16 protein-coding genes are annotated in these 14,568 nt (G+C 66.8%); 9 read left to right on the top strand and 7 right to left on the bottom strand.

All coding sequences use genetic code 11. The features are described 5' to 3' along the window. Nucleotides 1-49 precede the first annotated feature (49 nt). The 4 genes from KW832_RS16665 to KW832_RS16650 all read left to right on the top strand — a co-directional run bounded on the left by KW832_RS16665 (nucleotide 50) and on the right by KW832_RS16650 (nucleotide 2,454). Complete coding sequence (locus KW832_RS16665) at nucleotides 50-826, top strand: helix-turn-helix transcriptional regulator (RefSeq protein WP_218300875.1); 777 nt, start codon at nucleotides 50-52, stop codon at nucleotides 824-826. Nucleotides 827-941: 115 nt separating this feature from the next. Next, nucleotides 942-1,544: a YbhB/YbcL family Raf kinase inhibitor-like protein gene (locus tag KW832_RS16660; protein WP_255577798.1), complete on the top strand. Its 603-nt coding sequence runs from the start codon at nucleotides 942-944 to the stop codon at nucleotides 1,542-1,544. Between the two features lie 71 nt (nucleotides 1,545-1,615). Next, nucleotides 1,616-1,966, top strand: a complete 351-nt coding sequence (locus KW832_RS16655) for a DUF4124 domain-containing protein (RefSeq protein ID WP_055401712.1) — start codon at nucleotides 1,616-1,618, stop codon at nucleotides 1,964-1,966. A 149-nt stretch (nucleotides 1,967-2,115) separates the two neighbouring features. Further along, nucleotides 2,116-2,454 (top strand): DUF2834 domain-containing protein, encoded by a 339-nt coding sequence (locus KW832_RS16650; RefSeq protein ID WP_121421558.1) that lies wholly within the window; start codon nucleotides 2,116-2,118, stop codon nucleotides 2,452-2,454. Here the strand turns inward: KW832_RS16650 and KW832_RS16645 are convergent. Further along, nucleotides 2,415-3,287 carry a helix-turn-helix domain-containing protein gene (locus KW832_RS16645; protein ID WP_255577797.1) on the bottom strand — a complete coding sequence of 291 codons (873 nt, stop codon included), beginning with the start codon at nucleotides 3,285-3,287 and terminating at the stop codon, nucleotides 2,415-2,417. The genes KW832_RS16650 and KW832_RS16645 overlap by 40 nt on opposite strands. A 99-nt stretch (nucleotides 3,288-3,386) precedes the next feature. Between KW832_RS16645 and KW832_RS16640 the strand changes: the two genes are divergently transcribed. Next, nucleotides 3,387-4,145: a tyrosine-protein phosphatase gene (locus tag KW832_RS16640; protein WP_218300877.1), complete on the top strand. Its 759-nt coding sequence runs from the start codon at nucleotides 3,387-3,389 to the stop codon at nucleotides 4,143-4,145. Between the two features lie 782 nt (nucleotides 4,146-4,927). Here KW832_RS16640 and KW832_RS16635 read toward each other — a convergent pair. The 3 genes from KW832_RS16635 to KW832_RS16625 all read right to left on the bottom strand — a co-directional run bounded on the left by KW832_RS16635 (nucleotide 4,928) and on the right by KW832_RS16625 (nucleotide 8,169). Then, a complete protein-coding gene (locus KW832_RS16635; RefSeq protein ID WP_218300878.1) occupies nucleotides 4,928-6,286 on the bottom strand; it encodes an MFS transporter in 1,359 nt (452 codons plus the stop codon). 319 nt (nucleotides 6,287-6,605) lie between these two features. Next, a complete protein-coding gene (locus KW832_RS16630; protein WP_218300879.1) occupies nucleotides 6,606-7,250 on the bottom strand; it encodes an NADPH-dependent F420 reductase in 645 nt (214 codons plus the stop codon). Nucleotides 7,251-7,332: 82 nt separating this feature from the next. Beyond that, nucleotides 7,333-8,169 (bottom strand): pirin family protein, encoded by an 837-nt coding sequence (locus tag KW832_RS16625; protein WP_218300880.1) that lies wholly within the window; start codon nucleotides 8,167-8,169, stop codon nucleotides 7,333-7,335. Between the two features lie 116 nt (nucleotides 8,170-8,285). On the opposite strand from KW832_RS16625, the gene KW832_RS16620 reads away from it, so the two are divergent. From KW832_RS16620 to KW832_RS16610, 3 genes are all read left to right on the top strand, one after another. Beyond that, nucleotides 8,286-9,206 carry a LysR family transcriptional regulator gene (locus KW832_RS16620; protein ID WP_218300969.1) on the top strand — a complete coding sequence of 307 codons (921 nt, stop codon included), beginning with the start codon at nucleotides 8,286-8,288 and terminating at the stop codon, nucleotides 9,204-9,206. A gap of 73 nt (nucleotides 9,207-9,279) precedes the next feature. Further along, the gene (locus KW832_RS16615) at nucleotides 9,280-10,689 is read left to right on the top strand and encodes a DUF2130 domain-containing protein (protein ID WP_218300881.1); all 1,410 of its coding nucleotides are present in this window, start codon (nucleotides 9,280-9,282) and stop codon (nucleotides 10,687-10,689) included. A gap of 188 nt (nucleotides 10,690-10,877) precedes the next feature. After that, nucleotides 10,878-11,219 carry a DUF1330 domain-containing protein gene (locus KW832_RS16610; RefSeq protein ID WP_055400741.1) on the top strand — a complete coding sequence of 114 codons (342 nt, stop codon included), beginning with the start codon at nucleotides 10,878-10,880 and terminating at the stop codon, nucleotides 11,217-11,219. A 32-nt stretch (nucleotides 11,220-11,251) separates the two neighbouring features. Here the strand turns inward: KW832_RS16610 and KW832_RS16605 are convergent, their stop codons facing one another. Next, nucleotides 11,252-11,851 carry a flavin reductase family protein gene (locus KW832_RS16605; protein ID WP_218300882.1) on the bottom strand — a complete coding sequence of 200 codons (600 nt, stop codon included), beginning with the start codon at nucleotides 11,849-11,851 and terminating at the stop codon, nucleotides 11,252-11,254. Nucleotides 11,852-12,024: 173 nt separating this feature from the next. On the opposite strand from KW832_RS16605, the gene KW832_RS16600 reads away from it, so the two are divergent. Next, a complete protein-coding gene (locus tag KW832_RS16600) occupies nucleotides 12,025-12,414 on the top strand; it encodes a VOC family protein (RefSeq protein WP_055401124.1) in 390 nt (129 codons plus the stop codon). Nucleotides 12,415-12,454: 40 nt separating this feature from the next. Here KW832_RS16600 and KW832_RS16595 read toward each other — a convergent pair whose 3' ends face one another. Together KW832_RS16595 and KW832_RS16590 are read right to left on the bottom strand one after the other, a co-directional pair. Further along, nucleotides 12,455-13,141 (bottom strand): glutaminyl-peptide cyclotransferase, encoded by a 687-nt coding sequence (locus KW832_RS16595; protein ID WP_218300970.1) that lies wholly within the window; start codon nucleotides 13,139-13,141, stop codon nucleotides 12,455-12,457. Nucleotides 13,142-13,261: 120 nt separating this feature from the next. Continuing rightward, the gene (locus KW832_RS16590) at nucleotides 13,262-14,497 is read right to left on the bottom strand and encodes a helix-turn-helix domain-containing protein (protein ID WP_218300883.1); all 1,236 of its coding nucleotides are present in this window, start codon (nucleotides 14,495-14,497) and stop codon (nucleotides 13,262-13,264) included. Nucleotides 14,498-14,568: the final 71 nt, after the last annotated feature.

Raw genomic sequence — 14,568 nt, 5'->3', positions numbered from 1 at the left:
GGCACAGCGCCGCGCAGATGATGGCGCTTGAGCCCCAGGGGAAAGAACGATGGGCGAACCCGCACTGTCCTTGCAGATTGCCACCACGGTCCACCACCGCATCCACACCGTCACCGTGCGTATGGATTCGGTGGGCTGGGTGGTCTCGGGCACCAAGCACCTGGTCACGCCCGGCGGCGGCCACCGCTACCCCCGCGGGCGGGTGTTTGTGCTGCCGCGTGGCGCGCAGTGGGAGGTGGTGAACGACCCGGCGCCCCAGGGCCGCTATGCGGCGCGGCTCCTGTGTTTTGCGCCCGAGCTGGTGGAGCAGTTCCACCGCCAGTTCGGCCAGTTTGCAGCCGTCCCGCCGGTGCAGGGCTGCGCAGGCCTGGCGGCCGACGCCACCTTTGAAGACAGTTTCACGCGCGCCGTGGCCGCGCTGGAGAGCGATGCCAGTTCGCAGGCACTGCGCGAACACCGCGCGCTCGAAGTGCTGCTGATGCTGGCCGAGACGGGCATCGTCTTCGCCCCGCCGGGTGAGCTGGGCTGGGCTGAACGCGTGCGCCGCCTGGTCGGCCCCAGCCCGCAGGCCGACTGGACGGTGGAGCGCATCGCCGCCGCCTTTGCCACCAGCGCGAGCACCCTGCAGCGCCGCCTGGCGCAAGAGGGCGAGACCGTGAGCCAGTGCCTGCGCGATGTGCGGCTGGAGACGGCGCTGGTGCTGCTGCAAAGCTCCACGCTGCAGGTGTCCGAGATTGCGGCCCGCTGCGGCTATGAATCGCACAGCCGCTTCAGCGCGACCTTTCGCGAACGTTTCGGCTTTCCGCCTTCGCAGCTGCGGCCCTGATGGCTGCGGCTGACGCGCAGCGCACAGCCATTGACGCCGCCGGGCCAATGCGAAGGCGCGGCGCGCAGCACCATCAAGCCCTTGTCTCACACCGCTACTGCAAGGAGCTTTTCAGATGACCCACCCACTTTCACGCCCCCTTCGCGTTGGCGCCGCCATCGCGGCATTCGCCACCATCGGCTTGGCCCCTGCCGCCCACGCCCAGGCCTTCGCGCTCACCAGCCCCGACTTTGCCGAAGGCAGCACACTGCCCCCGCGCTTCGAGTTCAAGGGCTTTGGCTGTGCGGGCGACAACCAATCACCCGCCCTGCGCTGGAGCGGTGCACCCGCAGGCACCCAAAGCTTTGCCGTCACCGCCTACGACCCCGATGCCCCCACCGGCTCGGGCTGGTGGCACTGGTCGGTGGTCAACATCCCCGCCAGCACCACCGAGCTTCGGCCCGACGCGGGTGCTGCCGGCGGCGCCAAGCTGCCCGCAGGCGCCAGCCATGTGCGCATCGACTACGGCGTGGCCGCCTGGGGTGGGGCCTGCCCGCCCGAAGGCGATGCGCCGCACCGCTACATCTTCACCGTGCACGCGCTCAAGGTGCCGCGCCTGGACCTGCCTGCCGACGCCACCGCCGCGCTGGCCGGCTACATGATTAACGCCAACAGCCTGGGCAAGGCCACGCTCACGGCGCGCTACGGGCGCCCTGCGGCCAAAGGCAAGCAGCCGTGATACCGCGTGGTCGGGTGGGCGTCGTGATGTTTTAAGCTTGGTGGTCACCCACCACACCACAGGCCCACCCCATGCGCAGCACCCGCGAACGCACCCTCTGGTCCATTCTGGCCGCACTGCTGCTGGCCGCCGCAGCCGCCGCATGGTGGACGGCCGACCAGTGGCTGCCCCACGCCGGGCCGTGGACCGAGCAGGCCTGGAAGAAGATCACCCGCCCCGGCCCCGACACCTTGCCGCCCGGCAAGCAGCAGCCTGCCGCACAGGCCCGCTCTGCGAACAGTGGAGCGTCTGAGCCCGTGGCCCCGCAGCCGCGCAAGTGCGTGAAGGACGGCCGCACGACCTACACCGACCAGCCCTGCCCCAAGGGCACGCAGGAGCTGCCGGTGGATGGCGCTGTGACATCGCTGCCGCGCGCGCAGTAAGTTCATGAAGATGGCGTGCAGCGGCTCGTCCGCCGGTGCGAGGCATGTCGTTTTTTTCCTAGCCCGCCAGGGGGCTGCGCGGATTCAATCGGTGCATTGATTCACTACCCAAGGCCTCTCTCTTTCTCTTTCGAGGGCCGCACGCACCGATGCAAAACCACACCCGCCTGCGCGCATTTTTTCTTCTGCTGGCCCTTCTGGGTCTGGCCGTCCCTTGGTACTTCAACACCGTGTATTTTTTGGCGGGTGGCAGCGTGATGCCCGACGTTTTCTGGCGCGATGCCTTTGCCAATGCATTGACCACCGGCATCACCTGCGACGTGTACCTGGCCGCCGTGGCGTTCTCCGCCTGGGTGGCGGCAGACCGCAGCCTGGGCGCGTGGCGCTGGGCTTACATCGCGGCCTGCTTTGGCATTGGCCTCGCGTTTGTGATGCCGCTGTACCTGGCTCAGCGTTTGCGAGTGGGCTCCAAGGGTGGGGCAGGTTGATTCGGTAGGGTCTGTGCCCCAATCTGCAAGGGCCAGTGTGCGGTCAGCGGGCTGCGCGTGCCCTGCACCAGGGCCTGCAGCGGGTGGCCCGCCAGCCTGCGCACATCGCGCGCCATGTGCGACTGGTCGTAGTAGCCCTGGTCGGCCGCCAGGTCCACCACCGTGCCGCCGGGCGTGGCGAGGGCGTTGCCCAGCGTGCTGTTCAGCCGCGCAATCACCTGAAACTGCTTGGGCGCCATGCCCCAGTGCGCCACAAAGCGTCGTTCAAACTGCCGCTGGCTCAGGCCCATGTGCTGATCCGCGCCTGGGGCATCGTCGTGGGCCGCCTGCAAGAGGGCCAGGGCTTGCAGCCGTCGTGCTTCACACGGTGACGGCGGCGCGACCAGCTGCCGGACGAACTGGCACAGCACCGCGATCCGCGCGCCATCATCCTGCGCAGCATGCACGCCGTGCTCCACCTCGGTCCATCCAGGGCCCACCAGTTCTGCCAGCGGCCGCAGCGTGTTCACCAAACCGCGTGCGCTGGCAAACAGCGCCGCCGCGGCTTCAGGCTGCAGCACCAGCCCCACGGCCCGCACCGGCCCACCGTGTTCGTACACCGTGGCCGTGGTGCTGGCGCTGATCCAGGCCGCTGGCGGCACCAGCGCTCCTTGGCAACACACCTGCCCGGCCAGCCGCACCACCAGCATGCTCGACACCATCGCCGGAAAACGCGACTGCGCCAGCTCCGCCGGGGCGTCGACCACCGCCCCCGCCATCAGCCAGGGCTGCAAATCAGAGGGCACGGGCACAAAACGCTGCATGCCCGGATTCTGCACACGGTCGCGCCCCATGCATTTCTCCAGCCACCCGTGCGACATGCGCCTGCCGCACTGCCCGACTATCCTTGTTGCTTCAGCATCCCTATCCACCGCACACCTGTGCCACGCACCATGCAGCAAGAGCAAGCCCCCACCCGATCCCTCCCCCTCGCAGGCGCCACCAACTTTCGGGACCTGGGCGGCTACACCGGCCAGGGCGGGCGGCCCGTGAAGTGGCGGCGCATCTTTCGCTCTGACCATCTGGCGGCCCTGACCCCCGAGGACCAGGCCCTGCTGGCCGAACTGGGCGTGGCCCGCGCGGTGGATTTTCGCGGCAAGGCCGAAAGCGCTGCCTATGCCTACGCGCTGCCCGGCATCAGCTACCACCCGCTCGCCATCGAGCCCACCGTGGTGCAGCGTGCGCTGGAGCTGCAGCGCACCGGCCGCCAGCTCACCGCGCAAGACGCCGTGAGCCTGATGCAAGACACTTACCGGGGCTTTGTGCACGACAACGCCGCGCGCTTTGCCGAACTGTTCAAGCTGCTGCTGGCCAGCGACACCCCCACCGTCTTCCACTGCACCGCCGGCAAAGACCGCACCGGCTTTGCCGCCGCCCTCATCCTGCTCACCCTGGGCGTACCGCGCGACGTGGTCATGCACGACTACCTGCTCACCAACACCCTCTACCGCCGCCCCGAAGGCATGGGTAGCCACGCGCCCGAGGAAGTGCTGGCCGTGCTGTGGCGCGTGCAAGAAGAATTTCTGGACGCCGCCCTGCACAAGGTAGACACCGAGTTCGGCGGCCTACAGCCGTATCTGGTGGATGTGCTGGGCGTGGATGCCGCCGCGCAGACAGAGCTGGCGGGGCGCTATCTGCAGGCGGCGGTGTAGCCAATTCGCACCAAGACCCCGAAGAATCGCGCGGCACCCTGTACGTGGGTTTGTGCCGTGCAAATTCCGTTTGCTATCAAAGCAGAAGCTGCCAATGCAATACAGCAAGGCGATAGAGCCATGTTGGCTGATTCTTTTTGCCGTACTCTCGCCCCGCACAACCCGCCGTACCTACCAACTTTCGCAGGTTGTGCCGCGCTCCCTCACCCCCTACAGTCAAGTAACAAATGCACACAAGGGCGGGAACAGGGAGGAGAGGCTGACAGCAAAGGCGACAGACAGGGTTGCTACTAGCACCGGGCGCATACCTTCGGGATGAAGGCATGCAGCCTGGTGAGAAGCGCCTTGCTGAGCAGCCCGAACACAGGGTCGAAGGCAACGACGACCTGCTCAGGGACCGCAGCTGCTACTGCGGTCCCGTGGGGCCCCGGCAGGTGCAGGCCGATAAAAAAATCGGGTTGCACCTGCCGGGGCCTGTTGAGCGAATGCTGCAGCGCTCAATTGCTCATAAATCAATAGCTTCTAGCGCTTGACTACCAAGCGCTAGAGGCCCATTTGATCAAAATTCTCAACGAAATGAAGGCGGCGCAGGGCTAGCAAGCCCCTAGTGCGGTGTTGCACGCTATCCGGCACTTAAAACCGCGTCTTTTCGGCCAGGGTTGCGTTGCAAATCCGCGCGATACCTACGGGTATCGCTGTGGTTTGCGCCTTGCCCTGACCAAAAATCCATCGGTTTTCAATGTGCCGTCAAGCGTGCAACACCACACTAGCGCCCGCCACACTCACCCCGCACTGGTCTGCACCCGCCCCCCAACCGCACCCTGGCGCCGCACCCGCCAGTACAGCCAGCCCATGATCGACAGGTTCAGCAGATTCCACCCCATGCCGTTGATGAACGCCGCCTGGTAGCTGCCTGTTACGTCAAAAATCCAGCCCGACATCCAGCCCCCCAGCGCCATGCCGATCAGCGTGGCCATGATCACCGCGCCCACCCGGGCGCCCGCCTCTTGCGGCGCGAAATACTCGCGGATGATGATGGCGTACGCGGGCACGATGCCGCCCTGGAACAGCCCGAACATCGCCGAGATCACATACAGCGGCACCAGCCCGTCAAACGGCAGAAACAGCATCAGCCCCACCCCCTGCAACGCCGAGCCCAACAGCAGCGTGCGCACACCGCCAATGCGGTCGCAGATCACGCCCGACACCAGGCGGCTGACAATGCCGCACGCCAGCATCAGCGACAACATCTCGGCCCCACGCGCCGCGCCAAAACCCAGGTCGGTGCAATACGCCACGATGTGCACCTGCGGCATCGCCATGGCCACACAGCACGCCACGCCCGCCACACACAGCAGCAGCTGCGCATGCACCGGGCGCAGGCCAAACGGGCGGCTGCGGTCCAGTGCCAAGGGAACCAAAGATGCGGACGCAGTCGCTGGTGAAGCAGCAGCACCCAGTGCAGCACCCCCTGCCGAAGGTGACGACGACGCAGGCACCGCAGACGCAGCCCCATCCATCAACACCAACGGCGCCCGCTGCCGCATGCGCAGCGCCAACAGCAGCATGCCCGCGCCACACACCAGCCCCATCAGCACATAGGTGTGGCGCCAGCCAATGGCTTCGATGCCGTGCTGCACGATGGGCGGCCACAGCGCACCGGCAATGTAGTTGCCGCTGGCGCAAATAGCCACCGCAATGCCCCGCCGCTTGTTCCACCACAGCGCCGTGTCGGCCATCAACGGCGCAAACGTGGCCGAGCTGCCCACCAGCCCCATCAACCCATGCGCCAGCCCAAAAACCCAGATGCTGCCCGACAGCCCCGCCCACACAAACCCGCCACACACCGCCACCGCCCCCACGCACAGCACCGGCATCAGCCCATGCCGGTCCGCCATCCGCCCCGTCCACAGCCCGCCCAGCCCCAGGCACACCATCATCAGCGTGTAGGGCAGCGACGCATCCGCGCGGCCCACGCCGAATTCGGCCTGCACGGCGGGCAGCACCACCGACACCACATACATGCTGCTGTTGCCCAGCACGACCAGACCCAGCGTGGTCAGCAGGCGCCAAGCGGCTTGGGGGGAATCGATAAGGGATGCCGGGGCGGCGATGTGTGCAGAAGCAGGGGTGGTACGCATGCGGTGCAATTTAACCCTGATCTGCGCATGACGCCGCTCCGTCAACGCATCCACATGGCCAATGATCCCGATCATCTTCCCGCTGGTATTCAGTGTCCATCGCGGTCAGCGCCATCTCCAGCGTGTTGTCATCCAGCGATCCAAAACCCGAGTCTCACAGCGCCACACCCACGGTGCTGACGGAGTCTGCCCCGGGCACCTCCTCCATGGATACCAATTCAGCGGTGACCAGCGCTTGCAATAAATGACTAGCCCCCAGGTGCATTGGGCTAAACAAGGTGCACCTGGGGCCCTGAAAGTGCCTGGGCAGGCACCCCTCTCAGATCTTGATGAACTGCGTGCTCGACAACGCGCCAAACGGCAGCTCCGACAAGCGCCCGCCCACCGCCAGCGTGCCCAGGTCTACCGGGAAGTAGCCGATGGCGTCCAGCACCTTGCGCACTTCGGCCTTGGCGGCGGCATCGTCGCCCGCATAGAACATGGCGCGCTGGCCGCCAGACACTTGGGGCTGGGCCAGCACGTTCACATCCAGGTGGTTGAACGCCTTGACCACGCGGGCGCCGGGCACGAATTCGCTGAACACTTCGCTGGACGAGCGCCCGCCCAGGTCGATGGCCTTGATGCCGTAGGCCGCCAGCGGGTTGGTGGTGTCTTGGGCGTCGGGCGAGTTGGGGTCCAGAAACGCCACGGGGTTGGTGCCGTCGATGACGATGCGGCCGTTCCACGCAGGCAGGGGGCCCAGGGCCTGGCCCAGGTCTTCCCAGCGGACGGCGATGAGCACGATGTCTGCGGCGGCAGCTTCTGCCACAGTGCCCGCCTTGATGGTGGGGCCCAGTTCGGCCACCAGAGCGGCCAATGATTCCGGACCGCGCCGGGTGGAGATGGTGGCCGACAGGCCCTTGTTGGCCAATGCGCGGGCCACGTTGGAGCCGAGAGCGCCAGAACCGATGATGCCGATGTTCATGATGTTTTCCTTGTTGAAATGAAGTGGGTTGAAGTGAGGTGGAAGGGGTGAGGTGAGAAAGCGTGATGGAAGGGCTTGACGACTAACCGAGCCGCCCGGCCTGGCGCAGTTGCGTGGCAATGCGCCGGATTTCTGTGGCGCCCTGTGCCAGTGCGGCCGGGCTGGTGTGCACCGAGTAGCGGCCCATGACAAGGTCGTGCGGGTGCGGCACGGCAGAGCCCAGCACAAAGCTGGTGGCCTGGGTGGCCACAAAGTCGATGCTCTGGCTGCTGGGCTCAAACGCCACCAGCTCGCCAGCGTCAATGGCTTCGCCTGCCGTCAGCGCGCCGGTGGCCACTGCTGCCCATGCCACGGTGTGGCCGGGGGGCGGGGTGTAGGTCCAGCGCTCGCCCTGGGCCAACTGCACGGCCAGATAGGTCATGCCCTCGGGCGCCGCCACCGGGCTGTGCGCTGCGCCGTACTCGCCCAGCAGCACCCGCACCGGGCCGACCTGGGGCACCAGCTCAGGGGCGAGGTACTGGCTCTGGGCGGGGGCGTTTTCCAGCGCGGCGGGCAGGGCCACCCACAGCTGAAAGCCCCGGCCCAGCGTGTCGCCCACGGGGGCGCCGGTGTGCCACACGCCGTTGCCAGCACGCATCCATTCGACGCCGCCCGCAGGCAGCAGGCCGGCTTGGCCGGTGCTGTCTTCGTAGCGCACATCGCCTTCCGACAAGAACGTGACGGTCGCGATGCCCGAGTGGGGGTGCATGCCAAAGCCCTGTTGGGCTGCACCGGGCTGAAAGTGCACCAGGTCCAAAAAGATGAAGGGCTTGAGCACCTGGCCCAGGTCCCCGGGGCTCATGAGACGGGTGATGGGGCCGTGCGCGGTGCCACGGGTGCGGTGGGCGATGGCGCGGGGGGCTGTGGCGGGTGCAGACATCAAGAGAACCTTGGAGGTGTTGAACTGATGCCTGTAGCTTAAAAATTCATCGATTGATTGACTAGATGGTGCAATATGATTGAACTCGTCCATTAATTGAATGAATGAGCACGACCATGCTGGATCTGAACGACGTGGCCATCTTTGTGCAGGTGGTGCGCTGTGGCAGCTTTGCCGAGGCCGCGCGCCGCCTGGGCGTGCCGCCCAACACCCTGAGCCGCCGGGTGCAGCAGCTGGAAGCGCAGCTGGGCACCCGGCTGATGCAGCGCTCTACCCGCCATCTCACGCTTACCAGCGCGGGCCAGGTGTTTCTGGAGCGCTGCAGCGGCGCGGTAGAGGGGCTGATGGATGCGGGCGAGGAGTTGCTGGCGGTTAACCAGGAGCCCAGTGGCCTGGTGCGGGTGGCGGCACCGGCCGATTTTTTTGATTTCTTTGCGATGGAGTGGCTGACCGAGTTTCTGGCAGCCCACCCCAAGGTGCGGGTGGACTTTGTACTGAGCGATGGGCGCGCCGACCTGATTGCAGACCGGATTGATGTGGCCCTTCGGGGCGGCATCCTGGAGGACTCAAGCCTCTTTGCGCGCAAGGTGCTGGATGCGGGCAACGACGGCCTGGTGGCCAGCCCGGCCTACGTGGCCCGCCAGGGCGTGCCGGACACGCTGCAAGACCTGGCAGACCACGACTGCCTGGTGTTCAGCCACCCCAGCGGCAAGGCCACCTGGCGCGTGACGGGACCGGATGGAGCGCAGGCCGAGGTGCAGGTGGCGGGCCGTTTCAGTGGCAACACGGCGCAGGCCTTGCGCAAGGCCGCGCTGGCGGGCCTGGGCATTGCACTGCTGCCCTCCACGCTAACCCAGCGCGATCTGCGCGCTGGCCTGCTGGTGCCCGTGCTCCCGCAGTACCACCGGCAGGGCCACGGCGTGCACATGGTGTACCCCAGCCGGCGCTACCTGCCTTTGGCGGTGTCTGCCTTCATGGACCTGGTGATCGGCAAGATGGGCGCGATGCAGGAACTGCAGCCGCAGACCTGCGGCTGATGCAGCATGAATCCGCTCATGCTCCTGCCCGCTATGCTCCCCCACCAACGCAACACGACACACGGTGACCGCCATGCACGACATCATCTGCCCCCACTGCAACAAGGCCTTCAAGGTGGACGAGACCGGCTACGCCGACATCCTCAAGCAGGTGCGCGACGCAGATTTCCATGCGCAGTTGCACGAGCGGCTGGAGCTTGCCGAGCAGGACAAGCGCAATGCGGTGGCGCTGGCGCAAGCCCAGGTGGCCAATGAGCTGCAGAAGGCGGCAGCCGCCAAGGATGCACAGATCCAAGCCCTGAAGGCGCAGTTGGATGCAGGCGCGGTGGAGCGCGACCTGGCGGTGGCGCACGCCCTGAGCGCGGTAGAAAAGCAGCGCGATGCGCTGGCCAATGAGCTGGAGCGTGCGCGGCAGGCGCAGCAGGCAGCGGACCAGTTGGCACAAGCGCGGCTGGCGCAGGAGCTGCAAGGTGTGGCTGCCCAAAAAGACGCGGAGATTCAGCAGCTGAAATCGCAGCTGGAAGCAGGCGAGGTGGTGCGCAGGCTGGCGGTGACCGAGGCAGTCACGGTGGTGGCGCGGGAGCGCGATGAACTCAGGAACGACCTGAACCTGGTGGTGGTGAAAAAGCAGCTGGAGGAGACCGCCATCAAGGAGCAGTTCGCCCTGCAGCTGCGCGACCGCGACGGCGAGATTGCGCGGCTGCGGGACATGAAGGCGCGCCTGTCCACCAAGATGGTGGGCGAGACGCTGGAGCAGCACTGCGAGACGGAGTTCAACCGCATCCGCGCCACGGCGTTTCCCCGCGCGTACTTTGAGAAGGACAACGACGCGCGCAGCGGCAGCAAGGGCGACTACATCTTTCGCGATGCGGACGAGGCGGGCAACGAGATCGTCTCGATCATGTTCGAGATGAAGAACGAGAGCGACGAGACGGCCACGAAGAAGCGCAATGAAGATTTCTTGAAAGAGCTGGACAAGGACCGCACTGAAAAGGGCTGCGAGTACGCGGTGCTGGTGTCGTTGCTGGAGCCTGAGAGCGAGCTGTACAACACCGGCATCGTGGACATGTTCTACCGCTACCCCAAGATGTACGTGGTGCGGCCGCAGTTCTTCATCCCCATCATCACGCTGCTGCGCAACGCTGCGATGAAGTCGCTGCAGTACAAGTCGGAGCTGGCGCTGGTGAAGGCGCAGAACCTGGACATCACCAAGTTCGAGACCCAGCTGGACGAGTTCAAGACGGCATTTGGGCGCAACTGGCGCCTGGCGTCAGACGGGTTTGAGGAGGCCGTGCGGCGCATTGACGAGGCCATCAAGGACCTGGAGAAGACGAAGGAGGCGCTGCACAAGTCGGCCAACAACCTGCGCCTGGCCAACGACAAGGCCGAAGACCTCACGATCAAGAAGCTGACCCGCGGCAACCCGACGATGGCGGCCAAGTTTGCAGAGCTCAAGCAGGTGGGGCTTTTGGACGGGGAGTGATGCAAGAGCATTGCGGCGCCAAACCTTGACCTCTGAGGTAATCGCCAAGCGGAGCGCCTTTTTCTACAGTGGTCCTCGCGGGTCGGTTGCCAGCGTAAAGCGGCATTGAAGACGCGCACTGCGTCTGTGCATACACACCGAAACCGCAGACAACCAACTCACTGAGAGACCAGAAAGGAGCCCCAGATATGTCTGCCTATGCCGTTGGCCTGTTGAGCAATCTGCAGTTCGGCCCCGATATCGTCACCTACCTGCAGCGCATCGACGCGACCCTCACGCCTTATGGCGGGGCCTTCCTCGTGCATGGCACCCGGGCAGAGGTCAAGGAAGGCGTGTTCGATGGGGACTGCATCATCATCAGCTTCCCGGCCATGGAGCAGGCGCGTGCCTGGTACGAATCGCCAGCCTATGCCGAGCTGATTCCACTGCGTGCGCAGCACGCGCAATCCACGGTGTTTCTGCTGGATGGGGTGGCGGAACCGAACTACCGCGCAGAGTCCTTGCTGGCCAAGCTGGGAGTCAAGGCCTGAATGCTCCTCCGGGCACAGACACGGGCCCGGGGCTACACCGTCACCGACGCCCCCGTCGCATAAAACTGCCTACCCGCCACGTAGTGCAGCGTGCGCAGCGCATCGGGCGCGGTGTCGAACTCCCAGTGCCCGTGGCGGAACACGCGCTCGTCCGCCCAGGCGGCCACTACTTCGCCGATAAACAGGTCGTAGGTCTGCTGGTTGTGGGGCTCGGGGATGACGCGGCACAGCAGCCAGGCGGCGCAGCCCTGTACCAGCGGGGTGGCATGGCCAGGGGCGTGGAACAGCTCCACGGCGTGCTGCTGCAGTTTGTGGGGGTGGGTCTTGGCGCTGTCGGTGCCAAGGGCTACGGTCATCGCCGCCATGGGCAGGGTGGGCAACTGCAATGCGAACTCGCCACTGGCTTCGACCAGCTCGCGCGTGCGTGTCGCTTTGTCGAGCACCACCGTCACCTTGGGCGGTGCAAAGTCCAGCGCACAGGCCCACGATGCAGCCATCACGTTGTGCCGGCCCGCATGCTCTGCCGACACCAGCACCGTGGGGCCGTGGTTGAGCAGGCGGTAGGCCTTGTCGAGGGGGACGGGGGCGATGTGGGGGATTCGGGGCGAATGTTGTGGGCTGGGTTTGCTCATGATTTCATAGCTGGTAGCGCTTGTTGGATGAGCGGTAGATGACATTTTGATCTGAAACCAGACTGCCGTGTGTGGCCGTGTCGCCAGCGTGCGCGCCGGGTGGGTGCAGGGCCGGTAACATCCCCGGGCCTATCAACCACTGCCCCCCGGGGGCACTACGGAGACAAGAAGCTATGTTCAGTCATGTGATGGTCGGTGTGAATGATCTGGAGGTGTCCCGGAAGTTCTACGACGCGCTGCTCGGCACCATCGGTGTGCCCCCGGGTGTCGCCAACAAAAACCGGTATTTCTACCGGGGCCCCACCGGCACCTTCTGCATCAGCACCCCCATCAATGGCGAGCCCGCCACCTTTGCCAATGGCGGCACCATCGGCTTTGCCATGCAGTCGCCCGAGCAGGCCGATGCTTTCCACGCAGCCGGTGTGGCCAACGGTGGCACCACCTGCGAAGACCCACCGGGCTACCGCGAAGGCCCTGGCGGCAAGCTCTACCTGGCGTACCTGCGCGACCCGGACGGCAACAAGATTTGCGCGCTGCACCGCCCACCCAAGCCAGCGGCGTGACGGCCGGGCCGACCGGCTCAGCGCATCGGTTTTCTGATCTTCAAGCGGGCGTGTGTGCGCCGGGCCGACGCACGGCGCGCACCTTGCCGCTGCCGCCACCACCGCAGTAGAACAGCCCGGCCCCATCCGATTCGAGCCCGCTCACACCCACGCCTTGCGGCATATCGAGCTGCTGCAGCACGGCGCCGCTCGTGGGGTCGATGTGGCGCAGAGTGCTTTCTTCGCCCTCCCAGGTGCCGTGCCACAACTCGCCGTCCACCCAGGTCACACCGGTCACAAACCGGTTGGATTCGATGGTGCGGCGGATCGCACCTGTGGCCGGGTCGATCTGGTGGATCTTGCGGTCACGGTACTGGCCCACCCACAGGCTGCCTTCAGCCCAGGTCAGGCCTGAATCGTTGCCGCCGCCCGGTGCGGGGATGGTGGCCACTACCCGGCCCGTGGCGGGGTCGATCTTGTCGATGCGTGATTCAGCGATCTGGTACAGGTGCGTGCCGTCAAACGCGGTGCCTGCGTCGCACACCACGTTGAGCGTGCGGGTGGTGGCGCCGCTGGCCGGGTCAAAACCCACCAGGTGTTCGCCCGTGGCGGCCCACACGCACTGGCCATCGTGCGTCACGCCGTGGATGGTGCTGGCGCCGCCAAACGGGCCGTATTCGCGCACCACCTCGGCGGGCTGGCGGGCCGCAATGGGCAGGTGTTTGCTGGACGGCGGGGTGCCCGCCATGTCGCTGCTGCAGGCGGTGTCGTGGGTGGCGATAGGGGTGGCTGTGGTCATCTCGGTAGCTCCTAAGGGTAGGTACCCGGTGCACCGCAAGGGCGCTGTGCGTTGGGCGGTGAAGCCACTTTAGGCAATCGGCTGCGCGGTGGGGAGTAACAAGATCGTCGTGAATCCCACCAGGGGCGCGGCCAGCCAGCGGCGTGCGCGCGCCTGGCCGATGGCGCGCACGCGGCCGGTGGATTCCAGTTCAGCCAGCGCGCGCTGCACGGTGCGCTGGCTGTCGCCCAGGGCCAGCGCCAGGGCGGATGTGGACCATGCTGCACCGTCGGCCAGCAGCGCCACCAGCGCGCCCTGCTCGCCCTCCACCGGCGGGGCCAGCACGGCCACAGTGCGTCCGCCGTGGGGCCGGAGCAAAAAGCCGCGCGGCGTGGCCTCCACCCCGGCCAGCGGCGCGATGAGGGCGCGCAGGCGGCCGATTTCCACCCGCAGGCGGGCGCGGTGGGTTTCGTCGGGGTGGCGGGTGCGGAACACGTTGGCGATCAAGGCTTCGCGGTCCACATCGCCCGGCCACGCGGTAGCCAGCGCGCGCACCAGCGCAAACAGCACAGGGCGGCGTGCCAGCGGGTGCCACACCTCGCCCGCGCGCACGCCGTGGCGACAGGCGTCCACGACCCACAGCGTGGGGGACGCCAGCAGCGCGGCCACGTCGTCCAGCCGCAGCGTGTGCTCGACGCCGTTCGCAAGGCAGCGTGCAGCGGGCTGTTCGAGCAACGCATGGGCCTGCGCCACCTCGGTCAGCAGCGCGGGCACTCCGGATTGGGCGGCAGCCTGTTGCGCGCGTTGCAGGGCGGTGCGCGCTGCGCCGATGTGCAGTGACCGCAGGGCCAGCTCTGCGGCGGCAAGTTCGGCCACCGCGACAAGGGAAGGGGGCAGTCGCGTTGTGGCGTCGGTGGTGGGAGCGCCTGCCAGTGCAGCCGATGCTTCGTCCAGCTTGCCCAGCAGGATCAGCGTGCGCGCTGCCACCAACCGTGCCTGCAGCGCATTGGCGATGTCGCCGTGGGCCTGCAGCGTAGCCCCTGCCGACATCAGCGCCTGCGCTCGCCCGCCCAGGTCGCGTTGGGCCAGGGCCACTTCAGCCTCGGCCACCACACAGCGGGCGCGGGCCACGGGCTCGTGCGTGCCAAAGCCGCGTGCGGCGCGGCGCAGCAGATCGCGGGCGCGCGGGTGCTCGCCCAGTTGGGCCATGGCAATGCCGCGCAGGGCCAGGGCCGGGGGGTCGTCGCGCAGGGCCACGCGCTGCAGGGCGGCCAGGGCGTCGCCTGCGGCCAGCGCGCGGGCGGCGGCGGAGATCAGCGAATCCATGGCGACAGACTACCGCAGCGTGCTGCTGCGATGGCACGCCAGCATGCGTGGGGGATACTTGGCCGCTTCGC

The sequence above is a fragment of the Acidovorax sp. sif0632 genome (genome assembly GCF_019218805.1).
GTDB lineage: Bacteria > Pseudomonadota > Gammaproteobacteria > Burkholderiales > Burkholderiaceae_C > Acidovorax > Acidovorax facilis.
This window is presented reverse-complemented; position numbering and strand designations above follow the sequence as displayed.